The 25,426-nt window shown below is 58.4% G+C and carries 23 protein-coding genes and 1 pseudogene; 8 read left to right on the top strand and 16 right to left on the bottom strand.

Annotated elements, in window-relative coordinates:
• The first annotated feature begins 1 nt into the window (after nt 1).
• From ACK6BI_RS26030 to fba, 3 genes are all read left to right on the top strand, one after another.
• Entirely contained in the window at nt 2–223 is a 222-nt protein-coding gene (locus tag ACK6BI_RS26030) for a hypothetical protein (protein ID WP_065261798.1), read from the top strand.
• Nucleotides 224–280: 57 nt separating this feature from the next.
• Nucleotides 281–613, top strand: coding sequence for an MliC family protein (locus ACK6BI_RS26025; RefSeq protein ID WP_065261797.1), 333 nt, complete (start codon nt 281–283; stop codon nt 611–613).
• Nucleotides 614–919: 306 nt separating this feature from the next.
• Nucleotides 920–1,984, top strand: coding sequence for a class II fructose-bisphosphate aldolase (gene fba / locus ACK6BI_RS26020; protein WP_064380164.1), 1,065 nt, complete (start codon nt 920–922; stop codon nt 1,982–1,984).
• Between the two features lie 73 nt (nt 1,985–2,057).
• Here fba and ACK6BI_RS26015 read toward each other — a convergent pair whose 3' ends face one another.
• A complete protein-coding gene (locus ACK6BI_RS26015; RefSeq protein ID WP_409319353.1) occupies nt 2,058–3,257 on the bottom strand; it encodes a type II toxin-antitoxin system HipA family toxin in 1,200 nt (399 codons plus the stop codon).
• Entirely contained in the window at nt 3,257–3,505 is a 249-nt protein-coding gene (locus tag ACK6BI_RS26010) for a helix-turn-helix domain-containing protein (protein ID WP_409319352.1), read from the bottom strand. Before ACK6BI_RS26010 ends, ACK6BI_RS26015 begins: the two co-directional genes overlap by 1 nt.
• Before the next feature lie 83 nt (nt 3,506–3,588).
• Between ACK6BI_RS26010 and ACK6BI_RS26005 the strand changes: the two are divergent.
• A pseudogene (locus ACK6BI_RS26005) lies at nt 3,589–3,978 on the top strand (class II fructose-bisphosphate aldolase); the annotation flags it as partial.
• Nucleotides 3,979–4,584: 606 nt separating this feature from the next.
• Here the strand turns inward: ACK6BI_RS26005 and ACK6BI_RS26000 are convergent.
• The 6 genes from ACK6BI_RS26000 to ACK6BI_RS25975 all read right to left on the bottom strand — a co-directional run bounded on the left by ACK6BI_RS26000 (nt 4,585) and on the right by ACK6BI_RS25975 (nt 8,864).
• Nucleotides 4,585–5,019 (bottom strand): hypothetical protein, encoded by a 435-nt coding sequence (locus ACK6BI_RS26000; protein ID WP_409319351.1) that lies wholly within the window; start codon nt 5,017–5,019, stop codon nt 4,585–4,587.
• Between the two features lie 620 nt (nt 5,020–5,639).
• Complete coding sequence (locus ACK6BI_RS25995) at nt 5,640–5,897, bottom strand: hypothetical protein (protein ID WP_409319350.1); 258 nt, start codon at nt 5,895–5,897, stop codon at nt 5,640–5,642.
• A gap of 17 nt (nt 5,898–5,914) precedes the next feature.
• Entirely contained in the window at nt 5,915–6,337 is a 423-nt protein-coding gene (locus ACK6BI_RS25990; RefSeq protein WP_409319348.1) for a hypothetical protein, read from the bottom strand.
• 245 nt (nt 6,338–6,582) lie between these two features.
• The gene (locus tag ACK6BI_RS25985; RefSeq protein ID WP_409319347.1) at nt 6,583–7,002 is read right to left on the bottom strand and encodes a hypothetical protein; all 420 of its coding nucleotides are present in this window, start codon (nt 7,000–7,002) and stop codon (nt 6,583–6,585) included.
• 316 nt (nt 7,003–7,318) lie between these two features.
• Entirely contained in the window at nt 7,319–7,678 is a 360-nt protein-coding gene (locus ACK6BI_RS25980) for a DUF6124 family protein (RefSeq protein ID WP_409319346.1), read from the bottom strand.
• 517 nt (nt 7,679–8,195) lie between these two features.
• Nucleotides 8,196–8,864 carry a polysaccharide lyase family 7 protein gene (locus ACK6BI_RS25975; RefSeq protein ID WP_409319345.1) on the bottom strand — a complete coding sequence of 223 codons (669 nt, stop codon included), beginning with the start codon at nt 8,862–8,864 and terminating at the stop codon, nt 8,196–8,198.
• A 333-nt stretch (nt 8,865–9,197) separates the two neighbouring features.
• On the opposite strand from ACK6BI_RS25975, the gene ACK6BI_RS25970 reads away from it, so the two are divergent.
• Genes ACK6BI_RS25970 through ACK6BI_RS25960 form a run of 3 tightly spaced genes read left to right on the top strand, consistent with a single transcriptional unit; the run spans nt 9,198 to nt 12,174 of the window.
• Nucleotides 9,198–11,321 carry a putative bifunctional diguanylate cyclase/phosphodiesterase gene (locus tag ACK6BI_RS25970; protein ID WP_409319344.1) on the top strand — a complete coding sequence of 708 codons (2,124 nt, stop codon included), beginning with the start codon at nt 9,198–9,200 and terminating at the stop codon, nt 11,319–11,321.
• Between the two features lie 40 nt (nt 11,322–11,361).
• Nucleotides 11,362–11,853, top strand: coding sequence for a M48 family metallopeptidase (locus ACK6BI_RS25965; protein ID WP_260521325.1), 492 nt, complete (start codon nt 11,362–11,364; stop codon nt 11,851–11,853).
• A gap of 24 nt (nt 11,854–11,877) precedes the next feature.
• Nucleotides 11,878–12,174 (top strand): helix-turn-helix domain-containing protein, encoded by a 297-nt coding sequence (locus ACK6BI_RS25960; RefSeq protein ID WP_409319343.1) that lies wholly within the window; start codon nt 11,878–11,880, stop codon nt 12,172–12,174.
• Nucleotides 12,175–12,216: 42 nt separating this feature from the next.
• Here ACK6BI_RS25960 and ACK6BI_RS25955 read toward each other — a convergent pair whose 3' ends face one another.
• Nucleotides 12,217–12,669, bottom strand: coding sequence for a GNAT family N-acetyltransferase (locus tag ACK6BI_RS25955; protein ID WP_065261000.1), 453 nt, complete (start codon nt 12,667–12,669; stop codon nt 12,217–12,219).
• A 257-nt stretch (nt 12,670–12,926) separates the two neighbouring features.
• Between ACK6BI_RS25955 and ACK6BI_RS25950 the strand changes: the two genes are divergently transcribed.
• Nucleotides 12,927–13,664, top strand: a complete 738-nt coding sequence (locus ACK6BI_RS25950) for a substrate-binding periplasmic protein (protein WP_409319342.1) — start codon at nt 12,927–12,929, stop codon at nt 13,662–13,664.
• Nucleotides 13,665–13,686: 22 nt separating this feature from the next.
• Here the strand turns inward: ACK6BI_RS25950 and yccS are convergent, their stop codons facing one another.
• From yccS to betA, 7 genes are all read right to left on the bottom strand, one after another.
• On the bottom strand, nt 13,687–15,861 hold the full coding sequence (gene yccS, locus ACK6BI_RS25945) for a YccS family putative transporter (protein ID WP_409319341.1): 2,175 nt from the start codon (nt 15,859–15,861) through the stop codon (nt 13,687–13,689).
• A 110-nt stretch (nt 15,862–15,971) separates the two neighbouring features.
• Nucleotides 15,972–17,150 (bottom strand): NAD(P)/FAD-dependent oxidoreductase, encoded by a 1,179-nt coding sequence (locus tag ACK6BI_RS25940; protein ID WP_409319340.1) that lies wholly within the window; start codon nt 17,148–17,150, stop codon nt 15,972–15,974.
• Between the two features lie 156 nt (nt 17,151–17,306).
• Nucleotides 17,307–18,644, bottom strand: a complete 1,338-nt coding sequence (dbpA, locus tag ACK6BI_RS25935; protein ID WP_260523587.1) for an ATP-dependent RNA helicase DbpA — start codon at nt 18,642–18,644, stop codon at nt 17,307–17,309.
• Between the two features lie 280 nt (nt 18,645–18,924).
• Nucleotides 18,925–20,352, bottom strand: coding sequence for a multidrug transporter subunit MdtD (gene mdtD, locus ACK6BI_RS25930; RefSeq protein WP_409319339.1), 1,428 nt, complete (start codon nt 20,350–20,352; stop codon nt 18,925–18,927).
• Between the two features lie 97 nt (nt 20,353–20,449).
• Nucleotides 20,450–21,787 (bottom strand): TldD/PmbA family protein, encoded by a 1,338-nt coding sequence (locus tag ACK6BI_RS25925; RefSeq protein ID WP_409319338.1) that lies wholly within the window; start codon nt 21,785–21,787, stop codon nt 20,450–20,452.
• A complete protein-coding gene (locus tag ACK6BI_RS25920) occupies nt 21,787–23,229 on the bottom strand; it encodes a TldD/PmbA family protein (RefSeq protein WP_409319337.1) in 1,443 nt (480 codons plus the stop codon). The genes ACK6BI_RS25925 and ACK6BI_RS25920 overlap by 1 nt, the downstream gene beginning before the upstream one ends.
• Nucleotides 23,230–23,512: 283 nt before the next feature.
• Entirely contained in the window at nt 23,513–25,216 is a 1,704-nt protein-coding gene (betA, locus tag ACK6BI_RS25915) for a choline dehydrogenase (protein WP_409319336.1), read from the bottom strand.
• Nucleotides 25,217–25,426: the final 210 nt, after the last annotated feature.

Genomic DNA, 25,426 nt, shown 5'->3' with positions numbered 1-25,426 from the left:
GATGGTCAAGTCGTTAGCGCTGTTGTTGCTGACCGGTACATTGGCAGCCTGCGGGAGTCACCCGAAGGCAGCGCCTGAGCCGGCACCCGGCGAGGACCGGAAAGGCTGCTACCAGGCCGACTGGCAGGCCGAAACCAACCCGGTGCTGAACAAGCGCTCGGGGCCGGAAGGCCTGGACAAATACGAGACGCAAACCCCGGCCAAGGAACATGGTTGCCCTTGACCGGTCTGACTCTTTAACTCAGGGCCGGCGGCGTGCGCTGCCGGTCGAGGAACACGGATGAAAGGCTTGATCGCCGTTGCGGCGCTGGGATTGTTGGGTGGTTGCGCGCAGTGGAACCCGTTCCAGTCGTCCGCTCCTGTGGACAACTGGACCACCTGGACCTGCGACAGCCAGGCCAAGGTGCTGTGGCGCTACACCGACGCCGGCCAGAAGGAAGTCGATGTACGGCTGGGCGGCGGCGATCAGGTCTATCGCCTGAAAGAAGAGCCGGGCGCCTCGGGCGCGTTGTACAGCGACAACATGCTGGCGTTTCACATCAAGGGTAATGAAGGCCTGGTCTACTGGGTCGCTACCAATGATCTGATCGGTCGGGGCTGCAAAGCGCAGTAATCGAATACGCCGCAGATTCATTGTGGCAATGGCCTTTGTGGCGAGGGAGCTTGCTCCCTCTGGAGCGCGAAGCGATTCCAAAACCTTGCAGCGCGGTGTTTCAGATTGTCCGTGTTGACAGGTTTTACGACTGCTTCGCAGCCGGGCGCGAGCAAGCTCGCTCGCCACAGGTCAGCTGGACACACGATTTTGCTTTATCGAATCACCAGGCCGGGCCTCAACCCCCGATCTGCAATCACTTGAATAGCCGCCGCCGCTCCGGCAGGCTGGCACGATTAACGACCCAAACCGGGAGAGAGACACACAATGGCACTTATCAGCATGCGCCAGATGCTGGACCACGCAGCCGAGTTCGGCTACGGCGTTCCAGCCTTCAACGTCAACAACCTTGAGCAGATGCGCGCCATCATGGAAGCCGCTGACAAGACTGACTCCCCGGTGATCGTCCAGGCTTCGGCCGGCGCTCGCAAATACGCCGGCGCGCCGTTCCTGCGTCACCTGATCCTGGCCGCGATCGAAGAATTCCCGCATATCCCGGTGTGCATGCACCAGGACCACGGCACCAGCCCTGACGTCTGCCAGCGTTCCATTCAACTGGGTTTCAGCTCGGTAATGATGGATGGCTCCCTCGGCGAAGATGGCAAGACCCCGACCGATTACGAATACAACGTCCGCGTGACCCAACAAACCGTTGCCATGGCTCACGCCTGCGGCGTTTCGGTAGAAGGTGAGCTGGGCTGCCTGGGTTCCCTGGAAACCGGCATGGCCGGTGAAGAAGACGGCATCGGCGCCGAAGGCGTTCTGGATCACAGCCAGATGCTGACCGACCCGGAAGAAGCCGCCGACTTCGTCAAAAAGACTCAGGTCGACGCCCTGGCCATCGCCATCGGCACCAGCCACGGCGCCTACAAGTTCACCAAGCCGCCTACCGGCGACGTGCTGGCCATCGACCGCATCAAGGAAATCCACAAACGCATCCCGAACACCCACCTGGTGATGCACGGTTCCTCGTCGGTTCCACAAGAGTGGCTGGCGATCATCAACCAGTACGGTGGCGACATCAAAGAAACCTACGGCGTACCGGTTGAAGAAATCGTCGAAGGCATCAAGCACGGCGTGCGCAAGGTCAACATCGACACCGACCTGCGTCTGGCATCCACCGGCGCCATGCGTCGCCTGATGGCCACCAACCCGAGCGAGTTCGACCCACGTAAATTCTTCGGCGAAACCGTGAAGGCGATGCGCGACGTATGTATCGCTCGTTACGAAGCCTTCGGTACTGCCGGCAACGCTTCGAAGATCAAGCCGATCTCGCTGGAAAACATGTATCAGCGTTATCTGAAGGGTGAGTTGAACGCCAAGGTCAATTGAGACTGGGTGTTGAGCTGATTTGAAAGAAACCCGCCGTGAGGCGGGTTTCTTTTAGGTGATGGTTTTGTGCGCGTCACCCGAAAGTCAGCGTAAACGGCGCTGCTGCTTGCTCAATGGCATTGACCACATGAGGCGCCTGTTCCCGATACTGTGGATAGCGCGCAAGCACCGCTTCAACCGAGGCCAGCAATCGCTGAATGCGCGCCCTCGGCTCCTCGATCTCACAGGTGTGGGCAAACTCCAGCAAACCCTGTCGGGAGGCAAACATCGACTTGTTGCCCGCCAGATCCAGAGCCAGAACATCCTCCGGAATATAAGCCGTGGTGTTGACGATGTCGTAAGCCGGCGCCAGACGCGCATCGCGCTGAGTCGGTTCGGAGTAAAGCAATCCATAGTTTTTCAAATGAGCGTCGCCATTCCCGACAATGCAGCTCAAGGCAACGCTATCGAAAAGTTGATCAAGTGATGCGCGTACATGCTTGGCCGGGCAGTACACGCGGATGGCTTTGGCGATTGCCGCATAGCTTTTGCTGTACTTCTGGCTGGCCGACAACCCCATCAACACCGCCATGTCTTCAAAACCGATCGGGTTGAGCTGATCATCACGGTCAAAGCGGCGCATGACGAACAGCTTGGCATTATTGGAAAGGTAAAACGGCGGAACGGGAATACCCGCTTCTTTCGCCATGGACATGCAAAGAAACTCGTTGATTGCCAGACCGGGAAACTCGTCTCGGCCACTTTTAATAATCAAATCCGAGGTTTTCGAGGTCACGCGGGGTAACGTGGTTTCTTGTCGTTCCGGAACCAGCAATTTTGGCTGAACACCTGAGATACCCGCCCGCAGGATGTAGCGATCCATAAGGCCGGCAAAGATATCCTCCGTGCCGTCCCACGTCAGAATCTCCTCAAGTTTTTCTCCTGGAAATTGTTGCTCTTCCAGCAAGGCATCAACCGTTTCAGAGCGCACTTGAACCCTGCCGATGGGCGAAGTGCTACCGGAAAGCGCCAATAGAAGCATGGGATCGACATTCACCGTCTTGGCCAGACGATTGCGCAGTTGCTCCAGCACGTAGCCTTCCGGCAGGTTCATCTGAAAAATAGGGTGCAGTTCTCGCCGGCGAAACTCGTCATGCCGCACTGGCATCGACAGGCTGATAGCCACATCTGGCGATGCATCGTCGTGATAACGGAACGTGAAGTCCTCATCATCGGTGAAAAGCCTGCCGCTATGCCCCTCAGGTGTACTGATTTTGAGAGAGGTCATCTTCATCAGAATAAATCCCCGAGTTCTTCAAGGGTTGGCATGGCGGCTGGGACGACGGCGAGTTCGCAATCCAATGCACCAAGGACGCGCGCATAGGCGATCATGCCGACAGAAAGGGTGCCTTTTTCTACGGCGATGACCTTGTATCGTGTCAGCCCGGCGAGGTCGGCTAGCTGAGCTTGGGTCAGGCCTCGGCCGATGCGTTTTTCGCGCAACTGGTCGCCAAGGCGAGCGATCAACAAAATATAATCCATGTGTTGTTACCGGAACATCAATAGTTGAATGTTACGTTAGCACAACATTTTGGCAGCGCTACTGTTTTGAGGGCCTAATGCAGACGTGTGGTAACGACCGCATCAAGGAAATCCACAAACGTATTCCGAATACCCACCTGGTGATGCACGGTTCCGCAAGAGTGGCTGGCGATCATCAACCAGTACGTTGGACATCAAAGAAACCTACGGCGTACCGGTTGAAGAAATCGTCGAAGGCATCAAGCACGGCGTGCGCAAGGTCAACATCGACACCGACCTGCGCCTGGCATCCACCGGCGTCATGCGTCGTCTGATGGCCACCAACCCGAGCGAATTCGACCCGCGTAAATTCTTCGGCGAAACCGTGAAGGCTATGCGAGGTATGTATCGCCCGTTACGAAGCCTTCGGTACCGCTGGCAACGCTTCGAAGATCAGGCCGATCTCGCTGGAAAGCATGTATCAGCGGTATTAGAAGGGTGAGTTGAACGCCAAGGTCAATTGAGACTGGGTGTTGAGCTGATGGAATAAAAATCCGCCGAGAGGCGGATTTTTTATGGGTTTCATAAAACTTCTCCAGTTGTTTCATATCATTGTCAATAAATAGGATTAAATGATTCTATATATTTTGCTCCAGGAGCTTACGGTTGTTACCCCGGTTTTTCCTGTCTGAGTATAGTAAAACTCATAGTCTCCCGGTTGCGGTCGTACGATTGTAACCGTTTCTAACATGTAAATGCCTGCCTTCAGGTTGCTTAGTAATGTGGTGGTAAGTTTATCGCTATAAATTGGATTGTTCGAAGGAGGCCCTGCAAGTGGATCCAGGTAAAAGTTGATGATGTCGTCTGCTCGGGTGTTGCTATGCAAATACGCAAATGGAGAAAATGTGCTATCTGAGAAAAACAAAGCGGAAGGCGCAAGGCCTACAAGTATATTCGGCGGAACTGAAGTATTTATGGATGCCATCGTGTAGGCTGCTGTTGAAGGTGTTGGGATTAATGAATATGGCGAAATCTGGGTTGAGATCTGTCCCATGTTGTTGTCTCCTTTTAAATTGTTGATTTAATTGAGGTTAATTGGCTTATGGTAGAACTTGCTCGATATAGGCTGATGTAAATACGTCTATTATGTTTCCGTTAGCGGATATCAAATTTCCGTAAATCTCAAGTTTACCTACTCCCAAAGCCTTCTGGTCAGGCACGCCGACCATTGCGACTAATGGTCTGCTTGGGTTGAGGCTAGTTACTGTGTATGAATATGTCTTGCTGTTTGTGGCATTATTTGTGGTTGTGTTATCAATAAAAATCTCTACTTTATCCCCAAGTTGCGGCGATAGTGTTTTTGGAATTTTTACATTGAAACCGCCAAGGTGTTGATATTGATCATAGGATTTGCTGAAGGATATATAAGCTATGTTGCTCTTGTTGGTTGGTTCAAACCCGATTTTTGGTTCTGCTGGTATATCAGTGTCCGAAACAAAAAGATCGGGTGCTGGGGCTACTCTGTAAATTGGCATGAGGAAACTCCATTTTTTTTGTCAGCCTATCTGTATGTGAGATAGGGTTTATAAAATTTACTTCTTAAATTCTATAAATCAGAAGTAAGCTGTGCATGAGAATTTACTGTCGTTTTTGTAGCCATATTCTTGGGCGATCAGGGTTGTATTTTTTGATATTGTTATTGAAAAATACTGATCGGTATATAGGCACTACGCCGGCGTAGGAAATCACGCCTCCTGGCTCTGGGTGGAAGTTATAGATGTCAATGGTTGAGGGGCCGGACGTAGATATATAACTCGAAGTCGTTCCGTCTTCGAGTTGAATCGGTGTATAAAAAATGGGGTCGTAAGATTCTATATGTATAATGCTGTTCACCTCGTAAATGGAAAGATTGTATGTTTTATTGTCGGTTGTCTGAACGTGAACCTCCTTAGTTGTGGGGTCGGCCCAGATATCTATTGCTGTAAAAGTACCGCGTGAGGTACATATTTCAAAAATGTCGCCGGGCTCCGGTGAAACAAGGGTTCTTGAAGCTCCAAAGGTGAATGCCATAAGATCCTCAACTCAGCCCCATGTTCATAATTTAGATAATTACAAGGCCATGGGGCTATATTTTTCCAGTTTGGAATTTTTCTGGCTAACCCAGAACCAGAACGTCCACCGGCCTAAGAGACGATGGCGAGGTGAAATCAGCAGGCAAAAGGAAAGTACATTCTTTCACTGAAAAAGCACGTGGCCTGTTTCCTGTTGATGTCCCCTGCACGATAAAAGCTCCAGCTTTTCTATCAAGTCCTACTAGTTTTACATCTTCGTATATGTTCGTGGCTGTTTGAAATGTAATTGTGTCACCCACTTCGAGGGCCAGATTGAAGCCTAGAGAATCGATAGTTTGCATGATGGCTAGTCCAGTATTTAGTTTGTTTGATTTGTGATGGCGATAATGGGCAAGGTTGTATCCAGTTTTCTGCCCCATACATTGATATATGATCCTGGTGCGTTTACGTATGGGGTGTACGTGTTGTAGTTGTTGATTTCATAGTTGTTAATTACAGAGTAAGGTGCATTTATGTAGATTCTGTTCGTCTTTACATCAACTTTTGTCACGGTCCCCGTGGCTTCTTCCATAACTTCTATTGTCCCCCCCTGCATATCGACAGCTCTAAGGGTTGCCTTGCGCGCGATTTGTCCTTTTGGACCGAAAAATAACCACCATCCCAGCGGAACCAATGCAACCCCCTGAGTAGGCTGTACAGGTGTTGGAGGCGGCGGTGCGGACGGAAAAATAACTGGACCTTGATTGATTACGGTTGAGTTCGGTGCATAAATAGTTGCCATGTTTATAACTCCGGTTTGTTTACTGAAACTTGATTTTCTGTGTGTGTGTTTTGATGTTATGCGACTGTCAGAGATTGCAGTTCGTTAGATATTTTATTAGATCGTTCTCCTTTGTTTATTTTTTCATGATTGCTACAAATACATTTTCCTCGCAATTTGAATTGGTGGAGACTCCGGGCTGAATAGGAACGGTTGCGGACACTTAGTATTCGATGGGCGGAAAAATAAGTATATGTTGTGCGCCTTTATTTCGTAATGAAGGTGACGCCGAACTGAAGTGCCAAGTGATATACGTGAGGGGCATTTTTTGAACCGCTCTCGCAGTTTAATTCAAAGACACTATCAAGCATTTTTTTCGCGTCTAAGTGGTTAATTGTATAAGTTGTTTCTGTTGCTACTCCTCCAGTGGTCGGGTCGATCGCCACGGGAATTGTTGCGATTGGCGCTGAACTCGGGTTTCCTGTCACAGGTAGCCGATCTTGATAGATGTTTATTATGTCGCTGGGTAACCAGCTTGAATGACGTGGGATGAGTATATTTATAGGCTGGTTGTTGAAGATATCGGCGAATGGTTTTTGAGTGAAAAATGGTGGTGGGCGAAAGTTTGGGGCAGCTAATTTTGGTGCTTGGCCGATCGAAAGCGGGCGAAGGGTTGGCGTAGCCATCGGAGGAACTCCTTTATCAAGATGATTTAAATTATTGGCAGCCGGTGAAGGTAGCGCTACTGTCAAAGCTGACAGTTTTATAGATGTTGTTGAGCTAAAATTTTTATTTTTTATTCTGTTTTGTGAGGTCGTAGGAAGTTCGGTAACCTAAAACGATGGTTGTCCAAATACTTTTCAATTGAATAAAAAAAGCGCCCGGTACTAAGCGCCGAGCGCGTTGTATGCCAAGTGTAAATCCGCATTGAAGCCCAAACAGCGTTAAAGTCAGCTAGGTGTCATTCGGGTTAGGAATGGGTTTAGGAGTGCTGTGCAGCTCTCAGTTCGGCTCCACATGATCCAGCGCCTGGCTCACCGCCAATTCCCCCAGCATCACCACTTGCGCGATACCCAGCGCGGTCTTGCGGTGGGATGCCGGCAGTATCGCGGCGAAGTTGTTGAGCATTTCGCTGGCGGAGCCGAGGGTTTCGCTGGCGTTGGCCAGCAGGGATTCGGTGTTGTAGGCGGGGTTGGCGAGGAACATGGGGGCGGGTTCGTTGACGGTGGCCATGATGCGGGCGCCGGGGCAGAGGTAGTGGTCGAGGGCGCGTTCGGCGGCTTCGTTGAGTTTTTTGGGGTCGAGGGAATCGTAGGGGGAGGCCGGGTCTGTGACCGGCGGATGAGGCGTCGATTGAATCATGTTTCGTCTCCGGGAAATGGAGCCGACACCGGATCGCTACTAAACGATGGGGTGGCAGCTGAACGCAGGTTAGTAGACCGGGGAGACGCGAACCGGCGCGCCCGAAAGCGCCCTGCGTACAGCTACCATCAAGCGCAGATATCGAGATATCTCACTTTCTGGAGTGCAAATACGCCTCGCGAACCCTCGGGCTACTAAACCCGATCACTGCGAATCAGTGACCCGAATCAAGTTACCGACGGCCCTCCAGGCGCACAAGCCGGCGGATTCTGGCGTAACGGTAGGCCGCGACGCAAGCCGTTGTAGGCTTCGGGAAGTAACAGTTGCAGCCTTTAAACAGCGACGTTTAAAGGGGTATGACTGGCATAAATAGCCTGTGGCGAGGGAGCTTGTCGGGTCGCCGCATCGTCCCGCCAGGGCGCGAAGCGGCCCTGAAAAAGCGAGGTCTGCTGCGCAGCCCTGCGGGACGATGCGGCGACCCGACAAGCTCCCTCGCCACAGGGGTAGTCCGGTAGGACTATTTATCGTGATCGATATCCAGCTTGCTGAACGTTACCTGCCCACCCTCGCTGGTGTACCCGGTGTTGTCCTGCACATACACGCCGGCCTTGAAGTACAGCGGCCTGTTTCGCCATGTCGCGCTGATTTGCGAGTCCCACTGATACCCGGCCGCGCTGATGCCCAGCGCACCACCGGGGCTCAGGTGAATCAGGTAGTTGAATTCGCGATCCAGTTTGATCCCGGTCGCCAGGGTAATCACCCGGCCTTCGTCATCATCCGGGTGCATCCGCACCTTGATCACCAGGTTGCCGGACTCCAGTTTGCTCTTGTATTGATACTCCAGTTTCACCAGCGGCTTCTGGCTTTCATAGGCGTGGATCTGACCGATGACGATCTTGCCGGAGCTGGGCACCTTGTTGACCGCGAGGGTTGCGCGCAGCAGGTTGTCGGCGTCCGGGTAGTACCAGTTGCGCAACGTGCCGTTGCTGAAGGTTTCTCGCAGTTCGGTGCGCGGGTAGATGGCGTTTTCGGTTTTCGAGCCGGTCACCGGGGACCAGAAGAACAGGGTGCCGGTGTCGGAATGGAAGTACTGATCCTTGAAGCCGTTCACCAGCCGGGAGGTTTCGACGGTTTGCGGCGGGCTGCCAACGGGAACACTGAGGTTCCAGGTTGCGAGGTCGATCATGTCGGTTCTTCCACTGGTTTTCTGCTGCACGCGCGTGCCAGACGCTCTGGCCCGCGCCTCTTGAGGGCGGCCTTTATAAGCGTAGAGGGATTTTTTGTTAACGGCCGTCTGGCGGATGATTGGCGCCAACATCCTGTCGAAATGCCATGTTTCCCGGTTTCCGCGGGCTGCAGGGGTGACCGTTAGTCGGCTACTCATGAGTTTGATTACATGATGGCCTGATGACAGCTACTGCTTTTGCATATCCCGGACTAGAGTGAAGGCTCAGCAAGAGTACGGTTTTCACGAGAAACCGGCCGCGTCCCGTTAGGATGTCCCGACAAGAGAAGCAGCATGGAATGCGCGCAAACCCAGCCAGGTGAAGGCAGCTCCGTCCTTTTGATCGTTGATGATTACCCTGAAAACCTGATCAGCATGCGCGCCTTGCTGCAGCGTCAGGACTGGCAGGTCATGACCGCCGCTTCCGGTTTCGAAGCGCTCAACCTTTTGCTCGAACACGACATCGACCTGGTGCTGCTGGATGTACAGATGCCGGGCATGGACGGTTTCGAAGTCGCGCGCCTGATGCGCGGCAGCCAGCGAACACGGCTTACGCCCATCATTTTTCTCACCGCCAACGAGCAGTCCCAGGACGCCGTGATCAAGGGCTATGCCAGTGGCGCGGTGGATTATCTGTTCAAGCCCTTCGACCCGCAAATCCTCAAACCGAAAGTCCAGGCGTTGCTGGAGCATCAGCGCAATCGCCGGGCGTTGCAGCGTTTGAGTCAGGATCTGGAATCGGCGCGGGCCTTCAATGCGTCGGTGCTGGATAACGCCGCCGAAGGCATTCTGGTGTTGGCCGAGGATGGACTGATCCGCTTCGCCAACCCGGCGATTTCCCGTTTGTTGAATGCGCCGGTGAAGGAGCTGGAAGGGCAGGAGTTTCTCGATTTCCTGCAGAAACCGCATATTCCGCTGTGGGCCGATTCCGAGTTTTACGCCAGTTACAAACGTGGCGAAACACTGCGTTTACACGACGCACTGCTGCGAACCGTACCGGGCCAACAGGTGCCGGTGGCGCTGTCCTGCGCCGCGTTGCCGAGCGAGCAGCACGCGATGGTGGTGACGGTGCTGGACATGTCGGTGGTGCGTCATCTGCATCAACAGCTTGAGTTTCAGGCCGTCACCGATCCGCTGACGGGGTTGCTCAACCGCCGGGGTTTCTACCAGACAGTGGAAAACCTGCTGTTGCGTGGTGAGCGCACCGACAGCAGTTGGGTGCTGATGTACCTCGATCTCGACGGCTTCAAACGGGTCAACGATTCCCTCGGCCATGACGCCGGCGATCGGGTATTGCGCTGGGTCTCCGAACAACTGAAAGCCTGCCTGCGGCCATTCGACATTCTGGCGCGGATGGGCGGCGATGAGTTCACCGCGTTGCTGGACCTGGAGTTTCCCGAGCAGGCGGCGAAGATCGCCGAGAAACTCATCGAACGGGTGTCGATCTGTCAGCAGATTGAAGGGCTGGATATCGCGCTGGGTGCCAGTATCGGCATCGCCACGTACCCGGATTGCGGTAATAACCTTGATGGCTTGATGCGCGCCTCGGACATCGCCATGTACGAGGCCAAGCGGGCCGGGCGTCAGCAGTATCGCTTCTACGATCATGAGATGAACGGCCGCGCCCGTTCACGGCTGATGCTGGAAGAAAGCGTGCGCACCGCCATCGAGAACCGCGATTTCAATCTGGTGTATCAGCCGCAGGTGGCGATTGGCGACGGCAGGATTCGCGGTTTCGAAGCGTTGCTGCGCTGGCAGCATCCGAGTGTCGGCGATGTCCCGCCGGGGCTGTTCCTGCCGTTGCTGGAAGAGGCCACGTTGATCAGCCGGCTCGGCAGCTGGATCTATCATCGCAGCGCCGGGCAGCGTAAGGCCTGGGAGGCGGAGTTCGACCAGGATCTGGTGATCGGCGTGAGCCTGAGCAACACCCAGTTCGGCCTGCCGAATCTGGTGACCGAATTGCGCCAGGTGCTGGAACGTCATGGCTTGCAGCCGCAGCAGATGGAAGTGGAAGTCACGGAAGAGGCCTTGACGGTCAACCCGGACGATACCCGCAAACAGCTGAAGCTGCTGCGCAATCTCGGTGTGCGGGTGGCGCTGGACGATTTCGGTTCCGGCTCGTGCTCGCTGTCGCATTTGCGGGATCTGGATCTGGACACGCTCAAGCTCGATCGTCACTTGATCGCCCGATTACCCGACTCGACCCGGGACGCTTCGCTGGTGCGCAGTGTTATCGCGCTGGGCAAGGAATACGGCTTGCTGGTGATTGCCGAGGGCGTGGAAACCGTCGAGCAGTACCAATGGCTGCAAGCTCACGGTTGTGAATATGTGCAGGGGTTCCTGGTGGCGCGGCCGTTGGTCGCCGAGGACACCACACGGTTTGCCGAGCCTTTCGACTGGAGCGCGCTGGCCGGTTGAATTCGCTACACTGGCGGCCTTTTCATGACCCGTGCCGCCCATGACTGCGTTGAAATACCTCCAGGCCTATCCCGCGCCTTTGCAGGATCAGGTGCGCCGATTGATTGCCGAAGACCGTCTCGGCGATTACCTGAATCAACGCTATCCAGGTCGCCATGACGTGCAGAGCGACAAGGCGTTGTATGGCTATGCGCTGGATCTCAAACAGGAATTCCTGCGCAACGCACCGGCCATCGACAAGGTCTTGTTCGACAACCGCCTCGACCTGACCCATCGCGCACTCGGCCTGCACACTACGGTGTCGCGGGTGCAGGGCGGCAAACTCAAGGCAAAGAAAGAAATTCGCATTGCCTCGTTGTTCAAGGAGGCCGCGCCGGAGTTCCTGAAGATGATCGTCGTGCACGAACTGGCGCACTTCAAGGAGTCGGACCACAACAAGGCGTTCTATAAATTATGTGAGCACATGCTGCCGGGCTATCACCAGATCGAGTTCGATCTGCGGGTGTACCTGACGTGGCGGGACATGCAATAAAAAATCAAGAAACGGAGCGCAGGCATGGACGTGAGCAAGACCAAGAGCAGTTTCTATCGGCGCTTGTACGTGGCGTATCTGATCGACAGCGGCCTGGCCAGCAGCGTGCCGGCGCTGACCGACGTCACCGGCATGCCCCGGCGCACGGCGCAGGACACGATTGCGGCGCTGGCGGATCTGGATATCGTCTGCGAGTTCGAGCAGGAAGCGGGCGCGCGCAATCATGCGGGGTGCTACCGGATTCGTGAGTGGGGGGCGATTGATCGGGGATGGATCGAGCGCAATTTGCGGCAGATAAAAGCGGTGCTTGAGTATCCCTGACTGATGTTGCCCTTTCGCGGGCGCGCCCGCGAAAGGGCAACATCAAGACCGCCGCATACCAATATGCGGAATGTCATCCTCCAGATATTCCTCACCCGCGACGACGAACCCGTACCGCCCGTAATACCCCTGCAAATGCGCCTGGGCCGACAGATAGATCGGCACTTCCGGCCAGCGCTTCTCGGCCTGTTTCAGCGCCTGTTCCATCATTTCGTGGCCCAGCCCTTTGCCCCGTCCTGCCGGAGCCGTCAGCACGCGGCCGATCACTACGTCACCGCCCTGGGATTCAGGATCCAGCAAACGCAGATACGCCACCAGTTGATCGCCGTCCCAGCCCATCAAATGGCAGGTGTCACCGTCCAGATCCTGTCCATCGGGGTCCAGGTAGGCGCAGCGCTGTTCGACCACGAATACTTCCGAGCGCAATTTCAAAAGGGCGTACAGCTGTTCCAGCCCCAGATCGCTGTGATGTTTGCAGACCCACTCGATTGTCATCTTCCGATTCCTTGAACGTCGTCGCCCGATACTAAGCGCCACGTCGAAATATGTCTGTATGGCTGAGAAATCTGTGACAAAGGCCAAAATGCCATCATTCCCTTCTGGCGGCGTCGACATCTTTGTGTAATCTGCTGGGAAGCGCTGTGCAACGGCTTCAATGAGCTAATGTTAGGTCCTGGGACTCACCGTTGGGGGGATCTTGGGGTTTTGACTGAAAACACGCCGGGCGGCCCGCCCGCTAAGGATTTTCAAGCATGCCGCGATTGCATCGAGCGTTGGCTTTGATCGGATTGCTGTTGCTGGGTCAAAGCGCTGCAGCGGAAAAATTGCGTCTGGTGTTCGACATCTGGCCGCCCTTTACCGATGTCACGCTGGTCAACGGCGGGTTGGCCACGGACATCGTCAGTACGGCCCTGGCCCGGGCCGGCTATGCGAGTGACTATGAACAGGTGCCATGGGCGCGGGCCATGCTCGGCATTGGCGAGGGGCGTTACGACGTGCTGGTCAACGCCTGGTACAACGACGAGCGCACGAAACTGGGGCAGTTTTCCGACGAGTACCTGCTCAACCGCGTGCGTTTTCTCAAGCGCAAAGACACGCCCATCGAATACAACAATTTGCAGGAGCTGCACACCTACCCGATTGCGGTCGTGCGCGGCTACGCCTATTCGGCGCCGTTCGATGCCGACTCGGCGTTGCAGAAAGTGCCTGTGCATAACTTCGCCATGGCCGTTCGCATGCTGGCGGCGGACCGGGTCAAGCTGACCCTGGAAGACGAATACGTCGCCCGTTATTACCTGGCCCGGGAGTCACCCAAGGTACGCAACGCCGTGGAGTTTCTGCCCAAACCATTGAGTGAAAACAGCCTGCACATTCTGGTCAGCCTGAAAAACCCGGAGCACGAAAAAATCGTGGCCGGGTTCGACAAGGCCATTGCGGCGATGAAGGCTGATGGCAGCTATGACAGGTTGCTGAGGCAGCACGGCATGTAGAGGAGAGCTTCGAGCGACCGCTTTAAACCTCCTTGATCAGGTGCGCCGCCAGCGTCCGCAACGGACCTAGCTGGCGGCAGATCAACGCCAGTTGCGTCTGCACCAGTCGCTGACCTTCGTCTGTCTCGTCCGCCATTTGCTCAAGCTCATTGGCCAGCGCCTCTTCCTCATCGCTCTGGATCGCGATCGGCGTTTTGCTCGCCAGGCCCTGGGCGATTTCGTCGATGCTGCTGGCCAGTTTCACCCCCGCGCCATCGATCAGATGCTCACGCACCTCCGCCGGCAACTGGGTTTCCCGGTGCGCGCCAAGGCCCGACAGGTAGCTGAGCAAAGTGTGCGACAGCACCAGGAAGCGGAAGCCGACATCGGCTTCTTTGCGAAAATGCCCCGGCTCCATCAGCATGTTTGCCAGCGTGGTCGACAACGCGGCGTCGGCGTTGTGCGCGTTGCGCCGGGCGAGGCGATAGGCGAGGTCGTCGCTCTTGCCGGCGGCGTATTGCTGCATGATCTGGCGCAGGTAGATGCTGTTGCAGGTCAGGGTGTTGGCCAGCACCTTGTTCAGGCGCCGACCCTGCCAGTCCGGCAGGAACAGAAATACGGTCAGCCCCGCGATCAGACTGCCGAGCAGGGTATCGAACAGCCGTGGCACAAACAGCCCGTAGCCGTCGCCGACCTGGTTGAAGCAGAACAGCACCATGATCGTGATTGCCGCGGTGGCTACGGTGTAGCGGGTCGTGCGGTTGGTAAAGAACACCACACCGGCGGCGATGGCGAAACACGACTGCACCAGTGGGCTGGGGAACAGATCGAACAGCGCCCAGGCGATGGTCAGACCGATGGCGGTGCCGAGAATCCGCTGGCCGAGCTTGCGCCGGGTGGCGCCGTAATTCGGCTGGCAGACGAACAGTGTGGTGAGGATGATCCAGTAGCCCTGCGACGGGTGAATCAGATGCACCATGCCATAGCCGATGCTCAACGCCAGCGGCAGGCGCAGGGCGTGGCGGAACAGCAATGACGTCGGCGTCAGTTGGGTGCGCAGGCGAGTCAGCACATCCTTGAAGTTGCGCGGCGAGCGGTCGAGCAGGCTGCTGTCGGTGGCGTCGGCCAGGGCATCGGGGTTGCTCGCGTCGCTGAGCAAGCGGTCGAGGGTGCCGAGGTTGGCCGCCAGCGCGCGCAGCGAACGCAACAGGCCGCGCCAGGCCGGGTTGCTCTGGATGCGCAGGTGTTCGAGGGAGGCGTGCAGGTCGTTCAGGGCTTCGGCAAAACTGGCGTCGTAGACGAACGGCTGGCGCATTTGGATCGATTCGGCCAGCGCCCGGCAGGCCTTGCCTTGCTGACGCAACAGACGCTGGCAGCGGAACAGTACGTCGCTGTGAAAAAACGCTTCGGCCAGCGCGTTGTATGGGTAGTGCGAAGAGCTGGCGCGTTCGTGGATGTCCTGAGCGAGGAAGTACAGCTTCAGGTAGCGACTGACCTTCGAGCCGGGACGCCCATTGCCGACCCGATGGAGAATGATTTCCTTGGCACTGTTCAGGGCTGCGACAACACGGCCGTTCTGCTGGGCGAGTTCCAGGCGCCGCGCTTCGACATCCAGCTGACGGATCGGCTCGAACAGCGAGGCTTTCAATTTCAGGTAATAACCCAGTTCACGGAACAGCCGCGCCAGGCTCTGCTGCACCGGCTGGTTGGAAAACATCGCCTGCCACAGCACCGACAGCAAGCCGTACCACGCGGCGCCGGCCACCAGCAGCATCGGTTCGTGCCAGAAATCCGTGACCGCGCCGCCGCGCTGGTCGACGCCGATCATGGTGTAGACGGAGAGAATCAGGGTCGCCGAGGCAATCGCGCCATAACGCTCGCCGAGCGCACCGAGCATGGTCAGGCCGAAACTGGCCAGCGCCAGGGCGATGACAAAAACGATGGGGTAGGGGAAGAGCAGTTCCACCGACAATGCCGCGACGCTGAAACACACCAGCGTCACCGCCAGTGCATTGAGGCGGCCCTGCCAGCTGTCGTCGGTCTCGGCCAGGGCGCTGGCGATGATCCCGAGGAACAACGGGATCAGCAGCCCCATTTCATCCTGATACCAACACAGCGCCATGCTGCCGGTCAGGGCGATGAACACCCGCACGCTGTAGCTGAATTTATCCAGCGCCCACAGGCGCCGCAAAGACTGACGAAACGAGGTCGAGGACATGAAGTGCGAAGGCCTTCCGAGGCGATGCCGCTAAATTGAGCCAGTAATGACGCCGACGCAATGGCGCCGATCACATCCGACAGCAAAAAGTGTTCCGCACGACCTTCAAGTCAGACGTATTGCGCCGCCGCGTAACCCGATGCCCAGGCCCACTGGAAGTTGAAACCGCCCAGGTGCCCGGTGACATCCAGCACTTCGCCGACAAAGTACAGGCCCGGGCTTTTCAGCGATTCCATGGTCTTGGACGAGACTTCGCGGGTGTCGACGCCACCGAGGGTGACTTCGGCCGTGCGGTAGCCTTCGGTGCCGGCCGGGACGACCTTCCAGCTGCCGAGCTTCTCGGCGATGTCCGCCAGTTCGGCGTGGGTGTATTGCTTCATCGGTTTGGAATCGAACCAGTTGTCCGCCAGCAGGTTGGCCATCTTCTTGGTGAAGATTTCCCCGAGCAGGGTTTTCAGTTCGCTGTTAGGACGTTCGGCAGTCTGCTGTTGCAGCCAGCTCGCGGCGTCGTGGTCGGGCAGCAGGTTGATCTCGACGGTGTCGCCGGGCTCCCAGAACGAGGAAATCTGCAGAATCGCCGGGCCGCTGAGGCCACGGTGGGTGAACAGAATGTTCTCGCGAAAGCTCTGGTCGTTGCAGCTCACCAGACAATCCACCGAGGTGCCGGACAACTCGGTGCATAGCGCCTTGAGCTGATCGGTGATGGTGAACGGCACCAGCCCGGCGCGGGTCGGCAGCAAGTCATGACCGAATTGCTTGGCGACTTGATAGCCGAAACCGGTCGCACCCAGCGTCGGGATCGACAGGCCACCAGTGGCGATGACCAGCGACTGGCACTGGATCTGGCCGAGGGTGGTGTCGAGCAGATAACCGCCTTCGACTTTCTCGATCGTCTGGATCGAGGTGTCCAGATGCAGATTGACGCCGACCTGATCGCACTCGTCCAGCAGCATGCCGAGGATGTCGCTGGACTTGTTATCGCAGAACAGCTGACCGAGTTTTTTCTCGTGATACGGCACGCCATGCTTGGCGACCATGCCGATGAAATCCCACTGGGTGTAGCGGGCCAGCGCGGACTTGCAGAAGTGTGGATTCTGCGAAAGAAAATTGCCCGGTTCGGTGTACAGATTGGTGAAGTTGCAGCGCCCGCCGCCGGACATCAGGATTTTCTTGCCGGCCTTGTTCGCATGGTCGAGCAGCAGCACCTGACGCCCGCGCCCGGCGGCGGTCAGTGCACACATCAACCCTGCGGCGCCGGCGCCAATGATCACGACTTCGGTAGAGCGCAAAACGGTGTCCTCACACAAAATTCAAATTCACCGGAAACCAATGTGGGAGCGAGCTTGCTCGCGATAGCGGTGTGTCAGTCACAAAGATATCAACTGACAGATTGCAATCGCGGGCAAGCCCGCTCCCACAAGGATCTACTTTGGGTGGTAGATCGTTTACAAAGCCCGAACCCGCAGCGAACGGCCCTTGATTTTGCCGTTGTTCAAACGCTGCAGCGCCTGCATGACCACGGTGCGCTCGACGGCCACATAGGACTGGAAGTCGAAGATCGCGATCTTGCCGACCTTCGCGCCCGGAATGCCGGCTTCACCGGTCAGTGCACCCAGAATGTCGCCCGGACGTACCTTGTCCTTGCGCCCGCCAGCGATGCACAGCGTGCTCATCGGTGGCTGCAGCGGGGCACCGCCCTGGGATTTCAGGTTGTCCACCTGATCCCAGTTCAGCGGGGTTTTCTGCAGTTGTTCGATGGCTTGCGCGCGATGCGCTTCCGACGGCGCAACGAGGCTGACCGCGATGCCTTTCTCCCCGGCCCGACCGGTACGGCCGACGCGGTGAATGTGGATTTCCGAATCCCGGGCCAGCTCGACGTTGATCACCATGTCCAGCGAATCGATGTCCAGGCCACGGGCCGCGACGTCGGTAGCTACCAGCACCGACGTGCTGCGATTGGCGAACATCGCCAGTACCTGGTCGCGGTCACGCTGTTCCAGATCGCCGTGCAGGCCGACGGCGGAAATGCCCTTGGCGGTCAGGTGATCGACGGTTTCCTGCACTTGCTGCTTGGTGAAGCAGAACGCGACGCAGGACGCCGGGCGGAAGTGATAAAGGACTTTGGTGACCGCGCTCATGCGCTCCTCCGGAGAAATCTCGTAGAAGCGCTGCTCGATCTGGGTGTCGTCGTGAAACGCTTCGGCCTTCACCGTTTGCGGATCACGCATGAACTTCGACGCCAATTGCTTGATGCCCACCGGGTAGGTGGCCGAGAACAACAGGGTCTGACGACGTTCCGGAGTCTGCTGGATGATGTCTTCGATGGCATCGTAAAAACCCATGTCGAGCATGCGGTCGGCTTCGTCGAGGACCAGCGTGTTCAGGCCGTCGAGCGCCAGCGAACCCTTGCGCAGGTGCTGCTGGATACGCCCCGGAGTGCCGACGATGACGTGCGCGCCGTGCTCCAGCGAACCGATCTGCGGGCCGAACGGTACGCCGCCGCACAGGGTCAGGACCTTGATGTTGTCTTCGGCGCGGGCCAGACGGCGGATTTCCTTGGCGACCTGGTCGGCGAGCTCGCGGGTCGGGCAAATGACCAGTGCCTGGCAACCGAAGTAGCGCGGATTGATCGGGTTCAGCAGGCCGATGCCGAACGCAGCGGTCTTGCCGCTGCCGGTCTTGGCCTGGGCGATCAGGTCCATCCCCTTGAGGATCACCGGCAAGCTCTGCGCCTGGATCGGCGTCATCTGGGCGTAACCGAGGGATTCGAGGTTAGCCAGCATGGCGGCGGACAGCGGCAAAGTATTAAAAGCGGTGGCGATGGTGGTCACGGGACTGGCCTGCAAAACAAAATGTCGCGCAGTGTAGCAGCCCTGTGCCACTTTCCTCGAAAGTTCTGGACGAACAGCGACGAAAACCCAGGTGACAGGACTTGCCCGTGGCGAGAGAGCTTGCTCCCGTCGGGGCGCGAAGCGGCCCTCGCTTTTCTACTGAAAAAGCAGGGGACTGCTGCGCAGTCCAGCGGGAGCAAGCTCCCTCGCCACAGAAGCCGCTCCCCACAGATCAATGTTCGATGTGTTCTTCCGGCCGTTTCGCGCGTCGCCCGTCCTCTTTCGAGAGTTGCGAAAAGATAGTCGCCGCCAGCATCGCCATGACCCCCACGGTCACAAACGTCAGCTGGAACGCGCCCAGCACGGTTTCAACGCCATCGTTGCCGATCTGCGACGTGAAGCCGCCGAGCAGGGCGCCGGCGCAGGCCACCCCGAGACTCAGCGACAACTGCGCGACCACCGACAACAGGCTGTTGCCGCTGCTGGCGCTGGCGTCGTCGAGGTCGATCAGGGTTACGGTGTTCATCGCGGTGAATTGCAGCGAGTTGATCGCGCCGAGAATCGCCAGCAAACACAGCAGCAGCCAATAGGGCGTCTGCTCACTGACCAGGCCCATGCTCGCCAGCATGATCCCCAAAGCCAGCGTGTTGCCGGTGAGCACGATTCGATAGCCGAGACGTTCGATCAGCGGTCGCGCCATCCACTTGGCAAACATCGCGGCAGCGGCCAGCGGCAGCATGCTCATCCCGGCCTGTGACGGTGAGTAACCCAGCGCTACCTGCAGCAGCAATGGCACCAGAAACGGCAAGGCACCGCTGCCCAGGCGGGCAAACAGGTTGCCGATGATCCCTACCGCGAACGTCCGTGTCTTGAACAGTGAAGGCGCGAACAGCGGATTCTCCACACGTCCGGCGCGCAGCCAGTACGCCGCCAGACACGCCATGCCGCCGAACAGCAGCAACATCACCCGCAGGTGCGGCAGATGCAATTCGCCGAGGCCTTCCATGGCGATGGTGATCAGAATCATCGCCGCGCCGAACAGCAAAAAACCCAGGCTATCGAAGCGCGTGCGCTCGGTGCCGCGCAGATCCGGTATGAATTTCCACACCGCGTAGCAACCGATGACGCCGACGGGGAGGTTGATCAGGAAGATCCAGTGCCACGTCAGGTACTGCACCATCCAGCCGCCCATGGTCGGGCCGATCAGCGGGCCGAGCAGGCCGGGAATGGTGATGAAGCCCATGATCCGCACCAGCTCCGAGCGCGGGTAAGCGCGCAGCACCACCAATCGCCCGACCGGCAGCATCAGTGCACCGCCGAGGCCCTGGATCACCCGGGCGCCGACCAGCATGGTCAGGCTGCTCGACAGGGCGCAGAGCAGCGAGCCGATGCTGAACAGCAGGATCGCACCGAAGAAGATCTTCTTGGTGCCGAAGCGGTCGGCGATCCAGCCCGAGGCCGGAATCAGCAACGCTACGGTGAGCATGTAGGCAATGACCACGCCCTGCATCCGCAGCGGGTCTTCGGCCAGATCCCTGGCCATGGCTGGCAGCGCGGTGTTGAGGATGGTCCCGTCGAGGGATTGCATGAAGAACGCGATGGCGACGACCCACGGCAACCAGCGGGCGGTGATGGCGTCGAGCGGTGGGCGGTTGGGCATGGAACCTCTGGTGGCTTGTTAATCCGAATGCATGACTGAACCTTAAACTCTGTGGCGAGGGAACTTGCTCCCTCGCCACAGTTGTTGCGTGCTGCTTTTACAGGGTCAGGGTCAGTCGGCTCACCAGCGCCCCCGGCAGCAGCGCCGAAGAAGTGCTGCGCTGGCTGTAGGTGCTCGGCGACAGCAGCAATTCCCGCTCGGCGGTCAATGCTTCCAGCTGCGAACCCAGCAGGCTGTAGGCGCTGTCGTCGAAACGCATGGTGCTGACCGGCGCCTGGATCTCGCCGTTTTCTACCCAGAACGTGGCAAACCGGGTCATGCCGGTCAGGCGCGCTGCCGGTTGATCGGAGAAGTTCAGGTACCACAGATTGCTGATGTATAGCCCGGTGCCCAGTTGCTTGAGAATCTCGGCTTGCGGCAGATCGCCCGCCCCCATGTTCAAGGCGCTGGGTGATTCTCCGCCGCTGGCGCCGTTGGCCGTCAGCCCATATTCGGCGGCGCTGCGTGAACCCACCAACTGATCGCCCGCTTTGCCTTCGATGATCAACCGCAGATCGCTGCGCGGATAACCTTCGCCGGAAAACGCCGGGCTCAGCGAGCCGCTGACTTTCTCGTCGAGGGTCACCAGCGGGCTGAACGCCTGATCGCCGGCATACAGCTTTTGCAGCGGACTGCTCTTGCTGGCAATCGACTGCGCCGAGAAACCGCCCCAGCACAACATGCCCATGATTTCTTCCAGCGCCGCCGGTGCCAGATAGGCGCGGTAATGGCCGGGTGGCAGGGTGCGCAACGGTCGTGCGAGAAATGCGAGCTGCTCGCGGGCCTGTCGGAAACGTGCGGCGAAACTTTCGCTGCTCCACGCGTGCCCCGCATAGCTGGCTTTCACCGCTTCGCCGTTTTCGTGAAACAGGCTGAAGTCGAAGTTGAAGCTGTTGGCCTGATGCCAGCCGAACGCCCCGGAAGAACTGGCGAAGCCGCGGCTGATGGGACCTGCGGCATAGAAGCCGACCAGATCCAGGCCTTCGGCTGCCTGGGCGATTTCAGCGACCACCTGCTCGGTGTCCGGCAGCGGATATTCCTGCACATTCTGGCTCTGCCAGCCGTCGTGGTTGAGCAGCAGGTAGGGATCCTGTGGCAGCAGCGGCAGGGTTTCGCGCAGTTGTTGCAAGCCCTCGGCCAAGCGTTGCAGGTCGGTGGACTGCTCCCCGGAGAGGGTGATGTGCAGGTCGGCATGGCGGCCGTCGTCGATCAGTTTCAGGCCGATGGTCGCCTGCTGGACTTGTCCGGCCTGACGCACTTTGGCGTGGTTGAAGCGTACGAAGGCCGACGATTCGGCGTCGTAACTCAGGGTGAACTGTTCCGGCTCGCGCACGGCATCGCGCAGCCAGTTGACCAGCACCTTGAAGGTCTCGACCTGGCTTTTGGAAATACTCATCAGGCGTCTCCCCCAAACACATCTACATTGCTGAACACGCAGGCCGGTGAAGCGTGGCCGACGCGGATCACCTGGTTCGGTTCGCCCTTGCCGCAGTTCGGTGTGCCCAGCACCCGGGTGGTGCCGGCGTTGCCGACCGCGCGCAGGCTCTTCCAGAAGTGCGCGGAAATGCCCCGGTAATTCGGATTTTTCACCACACCCTTGAGTTCACCGTTTTCGATCAGCTGGCCCCATTCGCAGCCGAACTGGAATTTGTTGCGTGCGTCGTCGATCGACCACGAACGGTTGGTGCTCATCAGAATGCCGTGCTCGATACCGCCGATCAGCTGTTCCAGCGACTGGTCGCCCGGCTCGATGTTGAGGTTGGCCATACGGTCGATCGGCGGTCGGTTCCAGCCGCAGGCGCGGCTGTTGGCGACGCCGTCGAGACCGGTGCGGAACTGTGACAGCGCTCCGCCCAAGGGCCGTACCAGCAGGCCCTCGCGAATCAGGAACTGCTTGCTGGCCTTGGAGCCGTCGTCATCGTGGCCGTAACTGGCCAGTTCTTCGGGGATGTCCGGATCGAAGGTCACGTTGAGCAGTTTCGAGCCGTATTGCAGGCTGCCGAAATCCGAGGCTTTGACGAAACTGGTGCCAGCGTAATTACGTTCGTCGCCGAGGATCCGGTCGAGTTCCAGCGGGTGGCCGATGGATTCGTGAATCTGCAGCATCATCTGGTCGGGCATCAGCAGCAGGTCGCGCGGGCCTTGCGGGGTGTTCGGCGCGAGCAGCAGTTGCAGCGCCTGATCGGCGACTTGCGGACCGGCGCCGATCAGGCCGCAGCGGCTGATCACATCGGCGCCGCCTTGCTGGCCGAAGTTCTCGCGGCCGAGGCTGCGGGTCTGGCTGTCGCTGCCGTCGTAGGCGGTGACGTCCAGGCCGGGATAGACGAAGCGCTGGGCCTGGCGCAATTCGGCCCCGGCGCTGCTGAGGTAGATCTGTTCGACGTGGGTGATGCCGAGGCTCACTTCCCAATTCACCAGGCGCTCATCCTTGGGCACCGAGGCGGATTCCGCGCCGAGCAGCTCGAAGCATTCGCTCAGGGAGGCAATGGGTTGTTGCAGATTGGGTGAAAAGTAATCGGCGCGGTCGCCGGAAACCGGCTGGTGGCTCAGGTCGAGCAGGGCGTGGGGCTTGATTCGCCGGGCGTGCTGCTCGGCGCGTTCGAGGGCGGCTTGCAGGCCTTGTTGCGACAGATCATTGGTCGCTGCGTAGGCTTCGACGCCGTTGACCCGGACGGTGAGCATCGCGCCTTCATCGCGGCTCAGGCTCGGTGGTTCGGCGACGTTCTTGCGCACTGACAGGTACTGGCCGGATTCGCGTACATACCGCAGGGAAAAAAACTCGGCGCCCGTGCGCAAGGCAGCGAAGCGCTGCTTGAGCCGGGGGTGGAAATCGAACATCAGGGAACCTCCTTGTCATGGGAGTAACGGCGAAGCGGATTCGGCGGGGAGGGGTGAAACGGTTGCGCGAGGACTAGAGTAGGCCTGCGTGGGGGTAGGATCAAGTGAAGAGGGGGGTAGGAGGATTTACTGTGTAGCGGGGAGATTTGTGCTGAATGACAGGGCCTCATCGCTGGCAAGCCAGGCTCCCACAGGTTTTCTGTTGAACACAATATTTGTGAACGGCGCAAAATCCTGTGGGAGCTGGCTTGCCAGCGATCAGCCTTGATGCGGTGTAGCTGAATTACTGGGCAGCCGTGTTCACTTCACGCAGCGCCTTGCCTTTCACCGGCGCATCGCCGGCGACGTAGTACGGCGCCTTGCTGCGTGGCAACGGCTGACGGCCACGGATCTTGTCGGCGATTTTCTCGGCCATCATGATCGTCGGTGCGTTCAGGTTGCCGGTGGTGATGATCGGCATGATCGAGGCGTCGACCACACGCAGACCCTGCATGCCATGCACGCGGCCCTGGCCGTCCACGACCGCCATTTCGTCGGTGCCCATCTTGCACGAGCAGGATGGGTGGAACGCGGTTTCGGCGTGTTCGCGGATGAACTTGTCCAGTTGCTCATCGGTTTGCACTTCGATACCCGGGCTGATTTCACGGCCACGGAAGGCGTCCAGCGCAGGCTGTTGCATGATTTCACGGGTCAGGCGGATGCCGTCGCGGAATTCCTGCCAGTCCTGCTCGGTGGCCATGTAGTTGAACAGGATGCTCGGGTGCTGACGCGGATCCTTGGATTTCAACTGGATGCGACCGCGGCTCGGCGAACGCATGGAGCCCATGTGCGCCTGGAAACCGTGTTCCTGTACGCCGTTGCTGCCGTTGTAGTTGATCGCCACCGGCAGGAAGTGGTACTGGATGTTCGGCCATTCGAATTCCGGACGGGTGCGGATGAAACCGCCGGCTTCGAACTGGTTGCTGGCGCCGATGCCGGTGCCGTTGAACAGCCACTCGGCACCGATGGCCGGCTGGTTGTACCAGAGCAGCGAGGGGTACAGCGAGACTGGTTGGGTGCAGGCGAATTGCAGATACAGCTCAAGGTGGTCCTGCAGGTTTTCGCCGACGCCCGGCAGATCGTGAACGACCGGGATGTCGAGGCTTTCCAGCAGTTTCGCCGGGCCCACGCCGGAGCGCTGCAACAGTTGCGGCGACGCGATCGCGCCGGAGCAGACAATGACTTCCTTGCGGGCACGGGCTTCAACGCGCTCTTCGGCAGCGCCGACCAGGTAACGCACACCGATGGCGCGCTTGCCTTCGAACAGCACCTTGTCGGCCAGGGCGTGAGTGACGATGGTCAGGGTCGAACGCTTCTTGGCGACGTCCAGGTAGCCACGGGCGGTGGAAGCACGACGGCCTTTCGGCGTCACGGTGCGGTCCATCGGGCCGAAGCCTTCCTGCTGGTAACCGTTCAAGTCTTCGGTGCGCGGGTAACCGGCTTGAACGCCGGCTTCGACCATGGCGTGGAACAGCGGGTTGTTGCCCGCTTTCGGCGTGGTGACGCTGACCGGGCCGTCGCCACCGTGGTAGTCGTTCGGGCCGATGTCGCGGGTTTCTGCCTTGCGGAAATACGGCAGGCAGTCGAGGTAGGTCCAGTCTTCCAGGCCTGGCAGTTTCGCCCAGCCGTCGTAGTCCATCGCGTTGCCACGGATGTAGCACATGCCGTTGATCAGCGAGGAACCGCCGAGACCCTTGCCGCGACCGCACTCCATGCGACGACCGTCCATGTGCGGCTCCGGATCGGTTTCGTACGCCCAGTTGTAGCGACGGCCTTGCAGCGGGAACGCCAGTGCGGCCGGCATCTGCGTGCGGAAGTCCATACGGTAGTCCGGGCCGCCGGCTTCAAGCAGCAGGACGGTGACGCCTTCGTCTTCAGTCAGGCGGGTCGCCAGGGTGTTCCCGGCAGAGCCGGCACCCACAATGATGTAATCGAATTCATGGGACATTGAATGCACCCTCTTTGAAAGTTGGTCAGGTCGCCGAATAGCCAATTATTGTGGCGAGGGAGCTTGCTCCCGCTCGGCTGCGCAGCAGTCGCAAAATCTGCGACCGTGCTCTTTCTGGGTAAAAGGGGTGTTGGTCATCCGGGCCGCTTCCCAACCTCGCGGGACGAAGCTCCCCCGCCACAAAAGTCCCCACTGCCACCCTCCGGTGGG

The sequence above is a fragment of the Pseudomonas sp. KCJK9016 genome, from assembly GCF_046231795.1.
Taxonomy (GTDB): domain Bacteria; phylum Pseudomonadota; class Gammaproteobacteria; order Pseudomonadales; family Pseudomonadaceae; genus Aquipseudomonas; species Aquipseudomonas bananamidigenes.
This window is presented reverse-complemented; position numbering and strand designations above follow the sequence as displayed.